This is a genomic window from Nocardia arthritidis, assembly GCF_011801145.1.
Taxonomy (GTDB): Bacteria; Actinomycetota; Actinomycetes; order Mycobacteriales; family Mycobacteriaceae; genus Nocardia; species Nocardia arthritidis_A.
The window spans coordinates 1,203,814-1,223,555 of sequence record NZ_CP046172.1 but is presented as its reverse complement, the minus strand read 5'-3'; the positions used below and the strand labels follow the sequence as shown (position 1 = coordinate 1,223,555).

Here is a 19,742-nt window from a genome sequence, read left to right as displayed (position 1 = left end):
GAGCCGTCACCGTTGCCGGGGGTGGGCGCGATACTGGTCTGCCGCGGCTTGGATTCGATTGCGGGAACGGCTGTTTCGGCGCTCGATGCGGCCGGCTGCCCGGTGTTCGGCTGGGCGGTGTTCGTCGCGTTTGCGGGGCCGGCGGCCGGGCCGGGCTGCCGCGTGGTCGCGGACGTGACACCACTCGACGGCGCGTGCAGCTCGGTGACGCGCACCGTGCCGTCCGTGCCGACCCGCACCATCAGATAACGGGTTTCGACGCCCTGTTCCGCCCAGGCCGCCCGCAGTTCGGCATTGACGACGTGCTCGGCCGAGGCGAAGGGCGTCGCCACCGTGACGCGCATCGACGCGCCGTCGGTGACCACCGCATCCTCGGTGACCCGTCGTCCGGGCACCGAATCGAGCAGGGCACCGGCACCGGCGACGGCGGCCGTGTGCCGGGCAGCCGCGACGGCCTCGATGGCCGACCTGAGCGCCGTCGCCGCGACTCGGGCCCTTTGTGCCTGTGCCACAGCGTTTCTGCGGTCCGCGAAATGCTGGACGAGTTCGGCGGCGGGGATACCGCCCTCCGTTTCGCGGCGCGCCAGCTCGTCGCTCTCGGCACGCCAGCGCCACACCTGCTGCTGGGCGGCCTCCATCAACTGAGTGGGGCTCAACAGGGCAGGATCGGCGACCCCCAGCTCACGCAGCACCTCGCGCTGTGCGTCCGCGACGGCGTCGAGCTGCCGCTGCGCTGCCGTGATCGCGGCGCCGTGTGCGACGAGCGCGGCGCGCGTTTGCGCATCGGCGGGTACGTAAGCGCTCGACTCGCCCCGGGTCCACCCCTGCGTGTCGGTCGCATTGCCGGGCGAATTCTTCACCGCGCCAGCGGTATTCGCCACGGTTCCGTCGGGATTCACCGTCGCGCCGGAGGGGTTTGCCACCACGCCACCGGCATTCGTCACAGCGCCAGCGGGATCCGTCACAGCGCCAGCGGGATCCGTCACAGCGCCAGCGGGATCCGCCACCGCGCCAGCAGGATCCGACGCCACACCAGCAGGATCCGACGCCACACCAGCAGGATCCGACGCCACACCAGCAGGATCCGCCACCCGCGCTGCGACGGGCCGGTTCGCCTGTCCAGCGTCCGCCGAATCACCTTGCGGTGCAACGAAATTCGCCGACCCGTCACCGGTAAGCCCCGCGCGGCGGTTGAGGTGTTCGGCCAGTTCTTCGAGCGCGCTGATCTCGGCGTCGGTGTTCCGTGCCCGATCCCGCAGCACTTCCTGGATCGCCGCGAGCCGCGCCTCGTCGCGGGCACCGAGATCGGCGAACTTTCCGGCGCGGATCGCCGCGTAGGCCTTCGCGTAATCGGCCGGTGACAGGTCCTCGAGCACCACACCGGCGATCTGCCGCCAACTACGGCTCGGCTGCTGCGGCCCGGCCGGGTCGAGATTCGCGCTCGGATATTCCGCCGCCGCGGCCAGCAGTCGGTCCCGATCCTCGACGAGCTCGCGAATGTAGTCGGGGGTGGTCGGATCCCGCATGGGCAGTTCGCGGTCGACGGGGCGCGGATCGCTCGGCGCCGCATCGGGATTCGGCCGCAGCCCGTCGGTGTGCGGATCGATCGCGCCGATCGCGTCCAGGTATTCGGTGAGCGCGGCCACGGCGCGGGCCGCGTCGGCGCGGATCGCCTTGCCGAGCGCCCGGCTCAGCTGTGTGGGGCCGATTCGTGTTTTATCCAGAACGTAGTGCAGGTTCTGGGTCCGGGGGTTCTTGGTGAACTTCTTCAGGGAAAGGTCGTCGGCCGAGATACCCAGCGCCTCGGCCAACCGGTCGCGCGCCGCGTCGACGGCCGCGGCATCGATGCCGCGCAACTTCTGCACGTAACCGAGCAGCGCGGTCACCTGCTTCTTACGGACCGAATTCCCTTGCTCCGGATCGGCGATCACCTCCGCGAGCCGGTGCGGCGTCAGGTCCGCCTCGGCGATCGCGGCGATGCGCCCCACTTTGGCACGGATCGCGGCCAGCTCGTAGAACGCGTTGAACCGATCGATGGCGAGCAGGGTACGGGCGTGGTCGAGCAGCGCCTCGTCGGCGATCGCGTCCAGTGCGTTGCGGTCGCGCAGCGCGGCGATCGTCGCGGCCAACTGTCCGGGGGCGAGTTGCTCCGGTTTCAGGTCGAAGTGTTCGCGCAGTTCGGCGAGCCCCTGCTCCAGCTCTGCCCTGGTCAGCTGGTCCAGGCTCGAACGCTCCTGCGGTGCGGCGACTTCCGGCGGCACGCCGTCCGCGAGCACGTGCCAGCGGCCGTCCGCGTCGCGCAACATCGTCGCGGTGAGACGGCGCCCGGCGATCTCACCGGCGAAGTGCCGGACCTCCGGTGCCTCGATCGCGGCGCTGAGCACCGTCCCGGCATGGTCCGCCCAGACCACCCGGTACTCGAGCCCGATCTCATCGCGATTCAGCGCCCGGGCCACATCGGCGTAATCCGGATCGGCCAGCAGCTTCGCGAGCATCCGGTCGTGACCGGACCCGTCGTCGATGACCACGAGGGTGAGCCGGTCGTCGCCGACCAGCGCGATGCCGGGATGCTTCGCCGCGTCCAGCGCCGCGCCGCCCTGGGAGCGGACCCAGTCCTGTCCGGCAACGTCCGCCATCACCTCGACGACCTCACCGAACGCCGCGTCCGCGGCGCGGTAGCGAGCCGCCTGCGCCTCGAATTCGTCTGCGATACGGGCCAATTCGGCTGCCCGCTCGCGCTGTGCGGCCAACTCCGCCGGATCGACCGCGGCCGGATCGGCGCCGACGATCTCGGCCCGCATGCCGACCTCGCTCTGCAGCCCGGCGCGCCGGGCGACGTCCGCGACGTACGCGCGTCCGGTCGGTGTATCGCGCTGGTTCAGGTCGTACCAGCGGTGTCCCGGCTGGCTCCGGTTGTTCACCCCTTCCCACAGGCCGAGGGCGCGGCCGAGGCGCAGCGCCCACCGCAGGCCGCGGCCCTTGCCCTCGACCAGGCTCTTACCCTCGGCCGCCGCCTTGACCGCGGCGGTCGCCTCCCGAACCTCCCGCTCGAAATTCCCGAGCGGGTCGGGCGCGATGAAGTTGACCTCCCCGTTGAACGGGATCCGCTGCGCCTCCGCTTCCAGGCGCAGCAGCGCCGCCTCGAGCTCGCGCACCGTAGCCGCCTGGCGCATCGCCCGGTAGTGCAGTTCGTCGAGGGCGGCCTGCACCGATTCCGGACTCGTATCGACCAGTGTCACATCGTATTCGGCGGCCAAGGCGTAAAGCCGCGCGCCCTCCTCCGCGCGCGGCCGCGCCGTATCGGCGAGTTGCTCGCTCCAGTCGGCGAGTTCGGCGCGCGCCGCGGCGGAGCTGGGCTGCGGCCGCGCGTCCGGCACGGGCGCCGCGACGTCGCCTGCCAATTCGGGGCCGGTCGTAACCGGTTGCGGCGCAGCGTTTTCGGCTTGTGTCACCGGATCGAAGCGCTGTAGTCCGAGGCGCGTGAGCTCGGCCGACATCGCCCGCGCCTCGGGGCTGCTCGGGTCGCGCCAGTAGGTGTACTCCCGGCCGTCCCTGGTCGTCGGCATCGGCGTCTCGACCATGCCGGCGCCCGGGCGGAAGAAGCGCGCGATCTGGTGGCGCGACTTCCAGAACGTGACGATCTCGCGGATGGTGATCAGCGGACTCGCCTTGTGCGCCTTGGAATGTGCCGCGTACAGGTGTTCGGGCTCCAGCGGCCCGATGTGCGCGAGCTGCCCGATGGACATGATCACCACGGCCTGGCCCGCGGGCACCATTTCCGACGGCGGGTGAATCGGGTTCACCTTGTGGTAGCGCACGGCCTGCTTCAGCCACTGCGCGAACCGGCGCCCCGCCGACTCCCTCCGAGTTACGGCCGACGGCGAAACCTGTTCCGGTGCGGCGGTTTCCGCCGGATCCGCCGGATCGGGAGCGACCAACTGCCAGCCGTCCGGCCCCTCGACCAGGCGCATCGGCACCAGTTGTCCGTCGATGTCGAAGACGATATGTCCGCGCTCGGCGGCCTGCGGGTCGTCTCGAACCGTCGCGGAATTCGCTTGAACCGTAACGACATGGCCCACCGGCATCGCCGCGGCGGCCGATTCCGCGACGAATTCCGGCGCCGACGGCGACGCGAGCCCGGCCACGTGCGGCACGCCGTCCGGATGGACGACCACTCGTATGAAATGGATTTCGGCGCCGGGACGGGCCAGCGCCGCGGCCAATCCGGGACTGCGGCGCGCGGCGTCGGTGAGTAGCGCGCGGTGGACGGACGGATCGAATCCCCGGCCCACCACGATCACCCGAGTGTCGTCGACAACGCCTATTCCGGGTATCGGCGTGCCCGCCGCGTCGCGGACGGGTACCGCGCCCTGCGCCGCCAAATAGGCGGCACCGGCCAGCGCCGTCAGCTCGTCGGCGAGTTCACCCACCCGGGTCAGCGCCGCGTCGAGCTGCTCGGTGGCCTGCTGAAGCTCTGTTGGCGCGGCCTCGGCCACGGCGGCGCGCAGAGCGGGCAGTTGCTCGGATACCACCGCGCGTTCGGCCACCAGCCGATCGAGCTCGGCCTGCGCATCCGCGGGCAGGCCGGTGACCGGCGCGAGGCTCGTCAACTGCTGCCGGGTCCGCTCCGGAACCGATGTCGAGCCGTCGGACGTGGTATTCGATTGCGCGGCAGTGCTATTCGCAGATCCGGGTTTCACTTGCCCGATAACCGGGCCGACCGATCCGGGGCGCGTCTGCTCGGTGACCGCCCCTACCGCCCCGGATTGCGGCTGTGCGGCAAGCGGATCCACCGAACCCGGCTGCGCCTGCTCGGCGACCGAACCTACCGTCCCGGACTCCGCCTGTGCGGCAAGCGGATCCACCGAACCGGACCGCTCCTGGCCGGGACGGGTCGCGGCTGGGCTGGATCCGTCGGGGACCGACGCCGCATCCCCGGCGGACCGGCCCGTCGGCAGCGCGCCGCCCGACGGCATTGTCCCGGAATCGTTTTCGAGTTCCGCACCGATATGCCCGCGCGGATCCTCCGTCAGGTTGTAGCCCTGGATCCGGTGCGGCAGATCCGGGCCGGGCCGCTCCGTGTGCACGCCCGGTATCAGGTTGCCGACGAAGCGGACGAGTCGCCGGACAGCACCCGTCGCGGGTTCGACCGGCTCGTAGAGGATGCCACCGCCGCCCTCGGCCTCGATGACGACCTGCAGCTTGCGCCGCCCGGCCGGGCCGGTCACCTTCGCCGAAACGTGCACACCGCCCTTGGCCATGTCGACCGGGCCGCGATAGTTCTTCGTCGCCGCCTTGATCCGCGCGTCCGCCTTCGCGCATGCCTCGTCGATCTGCGCCTCCGGGAAACCGCGCATGATCTGACGCAGCTGATCGAGCACGTACCTGCGGCCCTGCCCGCCGTCACCGAAGTACAGGGTGGTGCCGAAGCGCCGGGTGCGCGCGGGGTCGGGTGCGTTCGGATCCAGCTCCGGGGTGAAATCGACGGGGCTGGTGGACCGCGCGCCGGTCAGCTTCGCCCAAAGGCTGCGCTCATTCGGCAGATGCGGGCGACTGCGATCCCAGTCGTAACCGAGCGACTTCGCATACGCCAGAGCCTGTTCCTGGGTGGCGTTCGGGTGCAGCGCGCGGTACTGCGACTCGGCCAGCGCGGCCTCGATCGCAATAATGTCCTCGCGCAACGGTTTTCCGAGCAGCAGCCGCTTCCACATCGCGACGATGTCTGCGATGTGGTTCATTTCGGCATTGCGCATCAGATAATCGCGGACCCACTCCAGGTTCGCCACGAGCTCCGCGTGCGGGCGCACATTGCCATCGGGATCACGCAGCCAGGTGGAACCGTCGGCGTGCTTCGGCATCGTCGAACCCGTCGGATCGAGCACCACTTTGCCGTCGGCGTAGGTCCAGCGCGTCTTGCTGCCGCCGGAGAAGGCATCCGGATTCTGCGCCGCGTATTCGGCGATCCGGTGCAGGAAGCTGTCGCCACCGTGTACGCGGTCGTGCTCGAAGCGGTCGTAGTCGCGCTCGGTTTCCTCCTGAATCCGTTCGCGCTCTTGATCATTCGCCGCCCAGCGCTCGGCGAGCGTTTCCGGGATCTCGACGCTCTCCCCGGTGTACACCCGGGTCGTCGTGCCAACGAGATGCACCGCCGCCGGGCTGACAGCCGGCTTCGCCAGATCCGCCCGGCGCAGCTGCTGCGGGTCGTGCTGCCAGTAGTCGAACCACTGGTGCGTTCCCGTGCCGCGGATCACCGGGAGCAGTTGCACCCATCGACCCTTGGTCACGCTCGGCACCCACTGCGTCACGTTGGCCACCGCGAACGCCAGGCGCGGATGTCCGTTGATGAACGCCGAGGACATCGTGGGCCGGACCGCCCGTCCGTGCTCGGTATTCGCGGGCAACCACCGTTGGGTGAGGCGCAAGATGCCGCGACCCAACCATTCCCGGTTCTGCACGAACTCCGCCACCCACGGGTGATTGGGAACCCGCGCGGCCATCGCGACGCTGAGCATCCGAGCCGATACGACGTTCTTACCGAGATCGGAGTGGTAGGCGTTCACACCCTCCGGCACAACGAACTGTGGCTTGGTCTGCGGAAGCTGTTGCGGGAAAACGGTTTCGATGGTTTCGCCCGGCTTGAAACGGTGATTTATCGCGGTGACATCATCGAAATAGGGCACCGCGCCATACGACAGCGAGTACGGCCCGAGGACGGCCGTCCACTTCTCCTTCTCCCACGACCGCGCATGCTTGGCCGGCTCCCACTGCGGGCCGACCTTGCTGGTCGTCACCGCATCCGTCGAGGCCAGCGGCTGGAGTCCGGTCGGCCGCCCCTGCTCGTCCACCGTGTACCGGACGAACTCCACATCCATCGGGATCGTGTCCGACTTCGCAAGCCCCAGAATGAGATTCACGTCGGCACCCGGAGCCAGCACCCGCTGCAACGCCTGCCGGTAACCGGTGGTTTCCGCCTCGGTGCCGACCACCACCACTCGCCGATTCGGGAAGGTCGTCGAACCATCCGCCGCCGGTTCCACACCAACCCGAGCCGCGATCGGGAACAACCCGAGATCATCGATCGCCTGCAACGCAGCACGACGCTGCGCCAACCGATCCGATTCGGTCTCGAGCGCCTTCCATTGCTCGATCACGGCCCGCAGCGCCCGAACCCGCTGCCCACCCGGCGACAACGCGCCACGGTTACCGGCCGTCAACTCCATCGGATGGGAGACGCCGAACTGCTCGGCCAACCGCTCCCGCGCCTGCGTCGCCGCCTCGACCTCCCGAGTCAGCGCCGCTTCCCGGTCGGCCAATGGGCCGGTCTGCTCGAGGGCTTCGGTCAGCTCCCGGTGCGCCTTCTCGAGCATGAACACCGCTTGATCGGCCTCGATCAGCTCCAACGCGGCGGCGCGCAACCCCGCCAACCGCTCGGCCTCCGGTAGGTCCGACGCTTCCTGCTCGGCGGCCTCGATCGCGTCGGCCAGCTCGCGCACCCCGGCCCGGCCGCGCTCAATCTGCCGCGCCAGATCCGCCAAACCTGCCTGCGCCAACCGCACCTGCGCCAGCTCATAGGCCGCGGCGTCGGCGCGGTCGAGCAAGGCGAGGTCGGTGCGCAGGGCGTCCACCAGATCCGGATCGTCCAGCTGCGCGGCCAACCGGTTTCGCAGCTGCTGGATGCCGTCCTGCAGCCGCTGCTGTGTCCGCTCGTTCGCGGCGCGGCGCAGCGCGACGGCCTGAGCGCGCAGCTGTTCCACGTGTTCGGCGGCCTCCGCCACCTTGGCGTCCAGCCGGTCCGCTTGCAGACCGAGACGGCGCGCCTGTTTGCGCTTGTGGGCCGCGGCCGCCGCATCCGCCTCCGCACGGCGTTCGAGAGCCGTTGCGCGCGTGCGCAATTCGTCGGCACGCGCGGTACGCATCGCGGAGTGCAGCTCGCGCAGCCGGGGCGCGAGCCCGGATTCCTCGGCACGGGCGCCGAGCGGCAACGCCGAGCGATCGACACCGGCCACCGAGCGCGGTTCCTGTCCGGGCGCGAGCGGGTGCACGGCGGTCTTAGCGGCTCGGATGACGATTCCGGACGGCTGCAGCTCACGCTCTTGCTGCGCCGACAGCCATTGCTGCTCAGGAATATTCTCTCTGACCTCGGTGCCGACCTGCTCCGAGACCACTGGACGGCCCGCGTTGTCCCGATGCACGACGAACAGGTGCGAGAACCCCGTGCGGCCGTTGGCGACCAGCGCGCCGAAGATCATGCCGCCGTGCTCGCGGACATGGCCGATCATTTCATCGAGCGATTCGAACGGTTGCCAGTCGGCGCGAACGAATTTCGCGAACTCGTCCGTCGGCACGCCCTGCAGCAGCCAGCGTTCGCCGTGCTCGCGCAACATGTCGAAATCGAGGTTGTGGTAGCCGAATTGCTCGGCCGCCTGGATCGCGTACTGCCAACAGCCGTGCGGCGCAGCCGAATCAGTGAGTTGTTCGGCGCTGGGCAGCTGGTAATCGGCGAGCCCGTCCACCGGTCCGTCGGTGCCGGACGAGTCCGAAATCACCGGCTGGGCAACGGGTTCACCGATCTTCGGCACGGGCGCGGTCGGCTGCTGACTGACCGCGCGCGGCCAGTCCTCCGATCGGGCCACCGCCGCGCCCGCCGAACCGGCGCCGCGGGTCAAATATCCCTCGAACCGCACCGAGGCATAGGCGCCCTTGACGAAGCCCGTCGAAATACCCAGACGAGCGCCGAGTTCCCGGACCGACGGCAATTGCGCGCCCACCGGCAACCGGCCCTCGCGAACCGCCTCGCGCAGCGCCGTCCGCAGCACCTCCAGCGTTCGACCGGTCCGCAACCGCGTCTCGAAATCGGCCGATCCGGCGCCGAGCAACGCCAGCAGCCGGGCGGCGGTCAGCCTTTCCGCCGGGCCGGAATCGGCCTCGGGCACAGCAGATTTCGGCCAGAGCTCCGAGCCGGCCACCACGGCGCCCCGTCGGCCGACACGCAGATAACCCTCGGCATGCAGCTCCTCGTAGATGCGCCGCAACGCGGAGGGCGACAGCACCGGATGGTCGCCCTGATCGTGGCCCGTGGGCAGGGGGGTACCGGGCGGCAGATAGTTCGAGCGGATCGCGGTGCGCAGCGCATCGCGCACTCGTGCGGCGGAAAGGTTGGATCCGGACCCGCCGAACAGCTCCAGCACCTTCGCGAGCGGGATCTCCGGCAGCGCGGGCGCGGTGGTCGACCACCGCTCAGGCGGCGCCACCGTCGACCCGGACCGGCTGCTGCCGTCCAGATAGCCCTCACGACGCAGTTTGGCGAAGACGCCGCGCACCGTCGCCAACGTCAGCAGCGGATGGCCGCTCACCTCCTGCTCCGATGGCAACTGCGCGCCGGTCGGTAGCAGACCGAGCCGAATCGCCTCGCGCACAGCGTGATACAGCGAGTCGGCGGTCCGGCCGACAGTGAAGGTCAGCCCGGGATCCGCGGCGCGGAGCAGCCGGATGAAGGGCTCGGACGCGACCGCCCGCCGGTCGAGAATTCCCCAAACGAGCGCCGATACCACCGCCTGGGTTCGATTGGCGGTGCCGAACAGTCTGTTGATCCGCTCGAGCTGCTTGCGCACCGTCAGCCGGGACAGCCGCAGCCCCGCCGCGATCTCCGCATTCGACCAACCGTGCGCGACCAAGGTCAGGATCTGCGTTTCCCGGTGCGTCAGCTCGCGCATCGCGGGCGCGTCCCCGTACGCCTCGGCGAGCTGGTCCTCGGTGATGACGCCGAGCCGCAGCGCCTCCACCACCGCCGCGGTCCGATCCTCGACCCGCAGCAGGCGCAGCGCCTGACGGACCTCGACCTTGGCGGCGTTCGTGGTCATTCCCAACCGGCGCGCGATCTGCCCGACGGACAGTCCCTGCCCGAGCAGCCGCAGGATCTCGACCCGGCGCGAACCGAGATCCGCGACGGGGGAACCATTTTCGAGCTGAATCGGGGCCATCGGCGCGGCAGTGCCGGAGGCGGCGGCCGCGCGCGCCACCGCATCCGCCGACGCGGCCCGCGATCGACCGTTCGATGGCACGGCGGCGTCGGGCCGCGCCCCGGCGGCAGGTTCCGATGCCCGCGCGGACCCGGGCCGCTCGAACGCGTCGGCCGCAGTAGGCGCCCATTCGCCGGACACCGCCCGATCGGGCGAATCGAATGCGTTGATCGGCCCGGGCACAAATCCGTTCCGGCCGCGAGTTGGAACATTCGGCAGCGCACCGGGTTTGCGCCGCCGGGACGAATCACCGGCCGGGTTCGCCACCTTGGTACCGACGCTGCGCAGCCGTACCAGGTACCCCTCGGACCGCAGCTGTCCATAGGCCCGCTCGACACCGGCCGACGACACTACCGTGGACCCGGCAAAGGCCCGCGCGGGCGGCAATACGTCGTCGACGGCCAGTCGTCCGGTGCGAATCGCATCGCGCAACCGGTCCATCAGCATTCGCCAATCGACCGGTGCGGCGGCGTCCGATTGCGCAATGCCGAGCGTCCGCAACAGATCGTCCGGCGAAATCACCGGGCGTACAAAGATATTCGCGCTAGCCGCGGGTCGCCGACCCTGCCGGCGGGCCGTATCCGCCACCAGGGTGCCGACGCCGCCCTGCTCTCGCAGATATCCGGCGGCGCGCAGGTCCCGATAGACCGCCCGCACTTTCGCCGCGGATATCCCCACCCTATCGGCGAAATCGACCGGCCGCGGCAGCACCACACCCGGTGCGAGGGCGCCGCGCCCGAGCGCCCCACGCAGCGCCGCGAGCAACGCCGCTTGGCCAGTGCGTGATTCGACCTCGTGCGCCTCGATACCGAGGGTGGCCAAGACCTGAGCCGGGGTGAGCTGCTCGGGCACCTCCGGCCATTGGTCGGACCGGGCCACGGTGGTGCCTCCCGGCCCTCGGCTCCGGGACAGATAGCCTTCGACCCGCAGTCGGTCGTATGCGCGTTCGACGACACCCGGCGAAATACCCAATCGACCGCTGAGCTCGCGGACTGTCGGCAACTGTGCACCGACCGGCAATCGACCGCCGCGGATCGCGTCCCGCAGCGCGGTGCGCAGCAACTCCAGCGGTCGGCCGGTGCCCAGCCGTGCCTCGAATTCGCCGGGTTCGGCGCCGAGGATCGCCAGCAGGCGGGCGGGGGTGAACTTGTCGCCGGTCCCCGGATCTGCTTCTGGTGCAACGGATTCCGGCCATCGCTCCGGGTTCGACACCACGGTGCCGATCCTGCGACCCGAGATCAGATACCCCTCGTCGCTCAGGTCCTTGAAGACGCGGCGCAACCCGTAGCGCGACAGGGCGGGATCGGCATTCAGTTCCCGCAGCGTCGGCAGCCGCCAGCCAGGCTGCAGCTCGCCCGCGCGAATCGCGGCACGCAACGCATCGCGCAACCGCGCGAGGGCGCGGTTTTGCTGTGGCGCGCTGGGTGATTCGGTGCCGAACAGCTCCAACAGCCGGGTGAGCGAGACCCTCGAATCCGCCGTATCGGTCGGCCACCTCTCTACACCCGCGACCGTCGCCCTGGATTCGCCGCGGCTCAGGTAGCCCTCGTCCCGCAACCTGTCGAAGACGCGCTGCACCGTTTCCTGCGCCAGGAGCGGATGGTTACCGAGCGTGGGCTCCGTCGGCAATCGCGCGCCGACGGGCAGCAGACCGATTCGAATCGCCTGCCGCACAGCGTCATACAGCGCATCCGCGGTTCGTCCCGCGGTCAGCCACAGCCCGGGATCGGCGACCTCGAGCAGTCGCATGAAAGGCTCGATGGCGACGGCCCGCCGGTCGAGAATTCCCCAGGAAATCGCCGACGCCACCGCCTGGGTCCGATTGACGGTGCCCAGCACCGCATTGACCCGCCGCAGGTGTTGCGTCACCGTCTTCCAGGAAAGTCCCAGCGCCGTGGCGATAGCGCGATTCGACCAGCCGTGCGCGACCAGCACCAGGATCTGCTTTTCCCGATCCGACAGCTCGCGCACATCATCGCCCGGCGCTTCGCCATACGGCCCGGCGAGCTCATCCTCGGTGAGGATGCCCAGCCGCAGTGCCTCCACAACGGCCAAGGTCCGATCCCCGACCCGCAACAGCTTGAAAATCTGTTTGACGTGGGTCTTCACCGTATCCAGGCGCAGCCCCAACCGGCGCGCGATCTCCAGATCGGACCGCCCCGATGCGATCATCCGCAGAATCTCGACCTTGCGCGGACCGAGATCATCCGTGCCGAAGCCACTATCGGTACGGATCGGGGTGAGTTCCGCGAGCGGTACGACGTCCACGGCGAGCGTTGTTCCGGCCCGGTTCGCATCAGGTGTTCCGGCACCCGCCGAAGCACCTTGTCGCGGTTGATTATTGGATTCGTCCGGGTTCTCCATCCGGGGCTGGCGGTCGGTGAGCGGTTCGCCAACGGATTCCGGCTGCGGAGTTGCTGTTTCGGAGCCGGGGATCGGCAGGCCGTTCTGACGCTGCGACGTCGCGTTGGATTCCGATGTCGGGGTGCCGGATTCGGTGGATGGGGTGTTCGGGCGGTAACCGGCGCTGTGTGGCGCGGTGGGGTCTTCCGGATCGAAAGCGTGGAGGGTCCACGGGTTCGGGCCGCCGGGCGCGTGTACGGCGCCGGTGCCGACACCGGTCAGCCCCGGATTGCCGTCGGTGTCGACGGCGAAGTCGGCGCTCGACGGGACGCTGGTGTTCGACGGGACGGAAATATTCGTCGGCACTGCGGTACTCGACGGCGCGGTAGTACCCGATGGCGCGGCGGTGTGCGGCGGCGTGGCTGCACTCGACGGCGCGCTGGTGCTCGATGGTGCAGCCGTATCCGATGGCGCAGCACCATTCGTCGGCTCGGGCGTCGTGCCTGGGGACGCGGTATTCCCCGATGGGGTCGCGGATGTCGTTCCGGGCGCCGATGTCTGCGGTGTATTGAGCCGCGGAACACCCTGCGCACCTTGCGGATTCGCGCCGAGAGCGGTGCTGGTCGACCCGTTCCCGGACGGCACGCCGGTGTTCGACGACACAGGTTGGGAGCCGTTGGCCCCCTGACTCTGCGGAGGCGGATGCAGCGGTTTCAGGAAGTTCGGGTCGGGCGGAGCGCGCTTATCGGTCTCGTCGGTTTCCGGTGGCGCGTTGGGCTCGTGCGTCGCGGTGGGGGCCGGGATATTCGCGGCACGCGCGAATCGGCTCTGCCCGAGGCCGATCAGTTTGCGTAGCTGCTCCACCGCGGTCTCGGCCCGGCCCTTCGTCTCCGGGGTCGGGTTCGCGTCGTGCGCGTTGACGTCGCCGACATATTGGACCACCGCGTGCTCGATCAACGGATTGTCCGCAAGTCGTTTGTACAGCGCATCATCCGGCGAGTTGAAGTACACCGCCTTACCCTGCTTGCCGCCGCGCGCGGTGCGGTTCTCGACCTGGATGTCCTCGTCGCGATTTTCCGAATGACTCGAAATCAGTACGCGCAGGCCGCCTTTGGCCTCGACCTCGGGACTGACGGTGACGTCGACACCGCGGCCGCCCTGACGGTTGATGACCACAACCTTGCCCGATTTGCCCGCCTCCTCGAAGATTTTCTCGAGCCTGGCGTCGACCGAGTCGCCGTGTTCGATGAAAAAGCTCGCATCGACCGCGACGTGTTCCACGCCGAGTTCGTCCAGCAGCGCCGACAGCTCCGCGACCTCACTGTTGCGGTTCATGACCGCCATCTGGGCCTCACCGGCCCGTTGGTGTTCGGCGATATAGTCGGCCATCTGCCGCAGCTTCGCCTCTTGGTTCTCCGCGAACCGATCCTCCACCTTCAGATTCAAATCGTTGTACCGAGGGATCTGAACGACCGGTTTCATGCCGTAGTTGTCGCGCATGAACTGTTCCGACCCCTTCGCGGTACCGGAGGCGCCGGTAAGGCTCTCGTAGCGATCCGACGAGAACAGTTTCTGTGAGGTGATACTCCTGTTACTGCTCGGATCGTCGCGGATCTGGAGGCCGTGTTTGGCCTCGATGGCCTGCGCAAGTCCACCGTTCCAGCGGCTTTCACTGGAGGTCTTCGAATCGAACATCACCTTGTGGGAGGTCTGGTCGATAATGAAGACCATATCGCCTTTCAGCTTGCCCCACTTTGTTCCGGCGGCGGTGCCCCACCGTTCCAGCTCCTCGGGCGTCAATTCCCGTCCGAGGCCCTCCTCCACTTTGCGGCGGCCCTCGTCCGTCAGCGCGAGCCGACCGTTCTGATCGGCATTGCTTTCGAAATCCTGCCTGCCCATACGGTGCTCGTCCACCGCATCTCTGAGTGCGCTCTGGACCGCCCTGACCTTTGGATCACGCCACCCGATCTGGTAGTGGTCGTTTTCGCGGTACACCCACCTGGCCACGGCCTCCATATTCAATCGTTTCAATTCCTCCTTGGTCAATTTGCGACCCAGGATTTCCTCGATCGCAGCCCTGCCCTGCCGGGTCAATCGCGCGTCGCCGCCGATCTGCCCCGGCTTGTGATTGAAATCTGCGGAGGTCAACCGGCCCGCAGCCAGCTCTTTTTCCAGAAATTCTTTTGCCCCGAGCACCTGGCTTTCGATATGCGGAGGCGCCGGTTCGCTCACCCCTTCGGACTTGATGAAGATGGATTGCGCCCAACGAAGCAACTCGTCGATTTCGTCGAATTTGGCGCGCCCCTTCCTGCTGCCCTGCTGGCCGGAGTCCGGCACGTCATTGTCGTTGAGATGTCCGAAACCGGCATCGTTCTGGGTTCCGACATAAATCGTCGCCCTACCCTCCACCGGTTCCGGATACTTTCCCTCCGACCGCATCCGAACGATATCGAATCCGTACTTCTCCAAAATTTTGCTGAACTTTTTGAATTCACGGTCCGCCAAGGTCTCACGGGTCGTGTAATTGTGCACCGAACCATTTCTCGCCGCGTCCAACGCGGAACTGGCCACGAACACCAACGATTTTCCCTCGCCCGCGGCCATATCGATCGGGCCTTCGCGCATCGCCAGTGTGCCCATCACCTGCGTCCACCACATGACGTTGTGGTTCTTGTCGCCGCGGCGAATGGCCTCGATGATGGCCGCCATGGCGTCGGCCTCGGACCCACCCCGCATCAGTGCGGCGAGGTCCGCCGTGGTCACGCGGTCCTCGTCGGTAATTCGGATATCGTCCGGAACGTCCGGTTCCGACCGCGATGTGTAGTAATCGTGGGTTATCCTGCCCGCGATCTCCGCGGCCTTCTGACGCTCCTTGGCCGCGTCCAACCCCGCCTGCTCCTTGTCGAGCAGTCCGGCGTCCGCCGCCGCGTCGCGCGCCTTACCCGCCTCTTCCAATGCGGCGATCAGGTCGTTGCTCACCTCGTGCAGCACCTCCGCCCGCTTGCGCGCGACCTCGGCGAAGGCGTCCCGGAGTCCCGCCAGCTCGGCGTGCGCGAGCGCGACGTGTGCTTCCACCATGGCCGATCGAGCCTCCGCGACCGCCAAGAATGCTTCGGCGGCGGTGAGATGCGCCGCCGCGGCCGCGGCATCGTTTTCGGTCCTGGCCAGATCCGCTCTGGCTCTGGCCATCTTGGCCTCCGCCGCGGCCACATCCCCCTCTGCGGTGTTCCCGTCCCGCGCCGTCTCGGCCAGCCGCCGATCCGCCGCGTCGATCCGGGCCGCCGCATCGACGAGCCGCCGGTCCGCCGCAGCGATTTCGGCGTCGCTCTTGGCCTCCGCGCGTTCGCGCTGTGCGGCGGCGTGTTCGGCCTCGGCATCCAACCGCTCATCCATCGCGGCGAGTCCGGCCTCGTTCGCGGCGGTCCGCCGTTCCACCGCGTCCGCGTACTCCGCCGCCGCGTCGGCATGATCCTGTGCCGCGTCGACCCGGCGCTCTTCCGCGCTCAGGTACTCGCCCTCGGCCACCGCGTGCTCGGCCTCGGCGACCACGGCGACCTCCTCCGCCGCCTTCCGCACGTCCTCCGCTTTCTCCGCGGCCTTGCGTGCCTCTTCGACCTCGGCCCGCGCGTCCTTGACCTCTTCCTGCACCGCGGCGGCTCGGGCCTGCGCCTCCCCCCGCTGTCGCTCAGCCTCCGCTTCTACCGCAGCACAACGCGCTTCGGCCTCGGCCCGCGCCTGCGGGTCGGGTGCATCCGCACCTGGCTCGGCGTCCGGATGCTCCCGCGCCTCGCCCGTCGGATCACCATCGGCCGCATGCTCCCGGCCCTCCTCCTGCTGCGCATCCGGATGCTGCCGTCCCGGTTCGTCCCCTCGCGCGGCATCCTCGACCCGCCCGTGCTCGGATTCACTTGCAGGACGCGCACTTTCGTCGACCGCAGGGCCGACCTCTCCCGGCACCGGGACGGATTCATCGCCCAGCGCATGCCCGGATTCCGCACCAGGACGGACCTCATCACCCGAGTCGCGCCCGGTCTGGTCGACCACCGGCCCGGAATCTTCGGCCCGCCGATGCCCGGGTCCATTCGTGGAGTCGGCGTTCTCGCCGTTCGAGTCGTGCCCACCCCGCACCGGCTCCGGCGCGGAATCATCGACGCGCCGATGCTCCGGTTCGGGTTCACCACCCACAGCATTGCGCTCCGGAGGCGACGCAGAATCTTCGGCACGCACGGGCTCCGGTGCGGATCCGTCAGGGCGGGTGCTTCCGACCTCCAAGCCCTGTTCGGACGGTGTCGATTCGGATGCATCCCCGGTAGGCGTTGGCTCCGATTCGGATTCGCCGCCGAGGCGCGCGTTTTCACCGACCGACGCCTGGTCGCCCGGTGTCGGGGCGGAGTCGTCGGCGCGCACGGGCTCCGGTGCGGATTCGTCGCCGAGGCGGGTGCTTTCGCCGACCGGGTTGTCGTTCGCGGTCGGAGCGTCGCCGATGTCCGCACTGGGATCGGTTGGGCGCTCCGGGGTTTCGGTCGGATGGCTGGCATCGGGTGGAGTGTGGCCCTCGGGGTCGGGGCGGATTCCCGCACGGCCGCCGAGTCCTCCGAGTGCACGGCTCTCGCCGAGCGCACGCTGGATGTCGGCATCAGTTTTCGTCGCGGAAACAGTACGGTTTTCGGCGTCGCCCGCCGGTGCTCCGGTATTGCCGTCCGCCTCGGGATATCCGCCGCCCTCGCCCGCTGCGGCACCTGACCGATCGCCTGTTTCCGGAAGTCCCGCACCGGGACGACCAGATGATTCGGAACGCGAACCCGCGGTGCGGCCGTTCGCGTCGGAGCGCCCACCGGCCTCACCGGAAGATGTTCCACCACGGCCACTCTGCTCTGGACGTCCCGCGCCCTCCTCCTGGCGACCAACCGGTTCGGGACGCGCACCCGCTTGCACCGCGCCACGACCGTTCGCGTCAGGCCGCCCACCGGCCTCACCCGCTGCCGCGCCGCCACGGCCGCTCGCCTCCGAACGTCCACCGTTCTCGCCCCCGGCGGCGTTGGGACGACCAACCGCTTCGGGACGCGAACCCGCCTGCACCCCACGGCCGTTCGCCTCGGATCGGCCGCCGCTGTCGCCGGACGCCGCCGCACGACCGGTTTCGGAGCGCCCGCTGCCCTCACCCGTCGGCGCGGCGGAGCGGCCACCGGTTTCGCCGGGGCGGGCCGCGTCCGGCCGGGCGCCACCCTCGCCGGCCGGCACATTGGCACGCCCCGCATCGGGCCGCGCACCGGCGGTTGATTCGGTTCCGCCGCGCGCCGCCGCACCGGCCTCCTCCGGCCGCGCCGTCGCATTCGCCTGTGGCGCAGGGGAATTGGTCGGTCGTGCGTCGACGCCCGGACGTAGTTCCGAACCGGTTCCGGTGGGTGCGGCATTGGCGCGGCCCGCCAGCGGCGCATCGCCTCCCGCGTTGTTCCCGGCGACCGGCGACGGCGCGCCGGTCCCGTCGATGACGGCGGTTCCGCCGGTCTGCGACGCCGCCGCGTCGCCCGCTCGCGGTGCGGTCGCGTCACCGGCTCGGGGTGCGGCGTTATCACCAAGTGTCCCACCGGATTTCGCCGTCGCGTCGGCGGCTCCGGCCGGGGCGGAGGCGCGGGACGCCGGACCGCCGGACGAATCCGCTCCGGCGACGCCGGTCGACTGCTGCGGCGCACCGTCGGTCGACCTGCCTTCCCCGACAGGCGATTCGGTGTGTCCGGATACAACATCGCCTTGGCCGCTCTGGCCGTACGTCACGCCATTGCCCGATTGCCCGCCGCGCGTCCCGGCGTTATCTCCGGTGGCACCGCCCGGCACCCCGGCCCGCGGCGCTGATCCACCGGATTGCCCTGCACCGGAACCGGTTCCGGCCTGTGTCGCGGCACCGGAACCCACACCGGACTGGCCGTTACCGGCCTGCACCCCACCCTCGGAACCGTGGTGCCCGGCATTGGCACCCGGCTGACCGCCGTTCACACCCGGCTGGCCGCCAGTACCTTGTCCAGCCGAATTACCCTGCGCTCCTTGCGAAGCCCCGGACTGACCGCCCTCGGAACCGTGGTGCCCGGCATTGGCACCCGACTGCCCGCCGTTCACACTCGGCTGGCCGCCAGTACCTTGTCCAGCAGAATTACCCTGCGTCCCTTGCGAAGACCCGGACTGCCCACCTTCGGACCCCTGCCGCCCCGAAGTGCCGCCCGGCGTACTGCTCGAACCATTGGTGTTCGAACCGGACTTCGCATTGCCGCCTGCCTCCGCGGCGCCCTGCCCGGTCTGCGGCGGGGATACGGTACCGGTCGCCGACGAGGGTTGGGTCGGCTTTTCGGTCTTCAACTCGCCGGGCGACTTGAAGTTGGCTCCACCTTGCGGCCCGCCTCGGGAACTGTTCGTATTCGCGGAACCACCGTTCCTGCGGTTCTGCGCCACCTCCTTCAGGTGCTGCCGAGCGCCGCCCGCACCGCCGAGCGCCGCCATGTACCCGAAGGTCTTCCAATCGAACGCCCCGCCGGTCGCCAGGTTGTACCCGGTCATCGCGACCGCACCGGCCTCGCCGCCGATTATCCCGGCGAGGATGCGCTTGAACGGAACGTTCTTACCCTTGGTGAGGTCGTTGAAGAGCTGGCCAACCGGATGGCTGAGCGTCCCGCCCGCGCTCCACGCAAGCGCTTGTTCCCCAACGTATTTCCAGTCGTGTATACCGGCGAGGTTATTGGCGATCACGCTGAACAGCGCACCCTGCCACGCGGCCTGCGCGGCGCCGGCCAGTGCGCGAGTACCGAACTTCAGCGCACCCGCCTTGAATCCCTGCAGCGCGAGCTTCTTGACCAGGCCCTCGGTCCACTTCTCGGCGAGCTCGGTGAGGATCCGCATCATGCCCCAGCGTTCGGCCTGGAACAATCCCCGTCCGATGGCATAGACGATGGCCTGCTCTTCGGGCAACGCCAGCAGGCCGCCCCATGGCGCGGTAGCGATCGCCTGAGCGATCAGCATGATGATCTCCGCGGCCGTCTGGCCCGCGAACATCAACTCCATCAACTCGTCGCGGGTGACGGTTTTCGAGTGCTCACCCGCGTACTGGGATGTCTTGCCGACCGCGTCCTGGAAGGACGGCAGCGCCTGATTCAGCTTGTCCAGCGCCTGCTGGGCCTTGCTACCGCCATCACCCTCGTAGATCGCACCGAGCATGCGGATCACGGACTGGATATCGCTGATGTGCTCGTTCAGGGCGTCGCCATGACTCGAGAACGCGTCGGCGAGCGCAGCTGCCGCATCGGTGTCGAATTCCCATGGCGACTGATCGGGCGTCGTCATGCCGAGGATGTCGACGGTCGGCTGTAGCCAACCGGGTACAGGTAATCCCAT

At 69.1% G+C, this 19,742-nt stretch carries 1 protein-coding gene (running past one end of the window); it reads right to left on the bottom strand.

What is annotated here, in order from left to right; all coding sequences use genetic code 11:
- Positions 1–19,742: the 5' portion of a GntR family transcriptional regulator gene (locus F5544_RS05415; protein ID WP_167472154.1), read on the bottom strand. The gene continues 9,628 nt to the left of window position 1, outside the view; the window shows 19,742 of its 29,370 coding nt (coding positions 1–19,742); its start codon is at positions 19,740–19,742; its stop codon lies beyond the left edge, outside the window.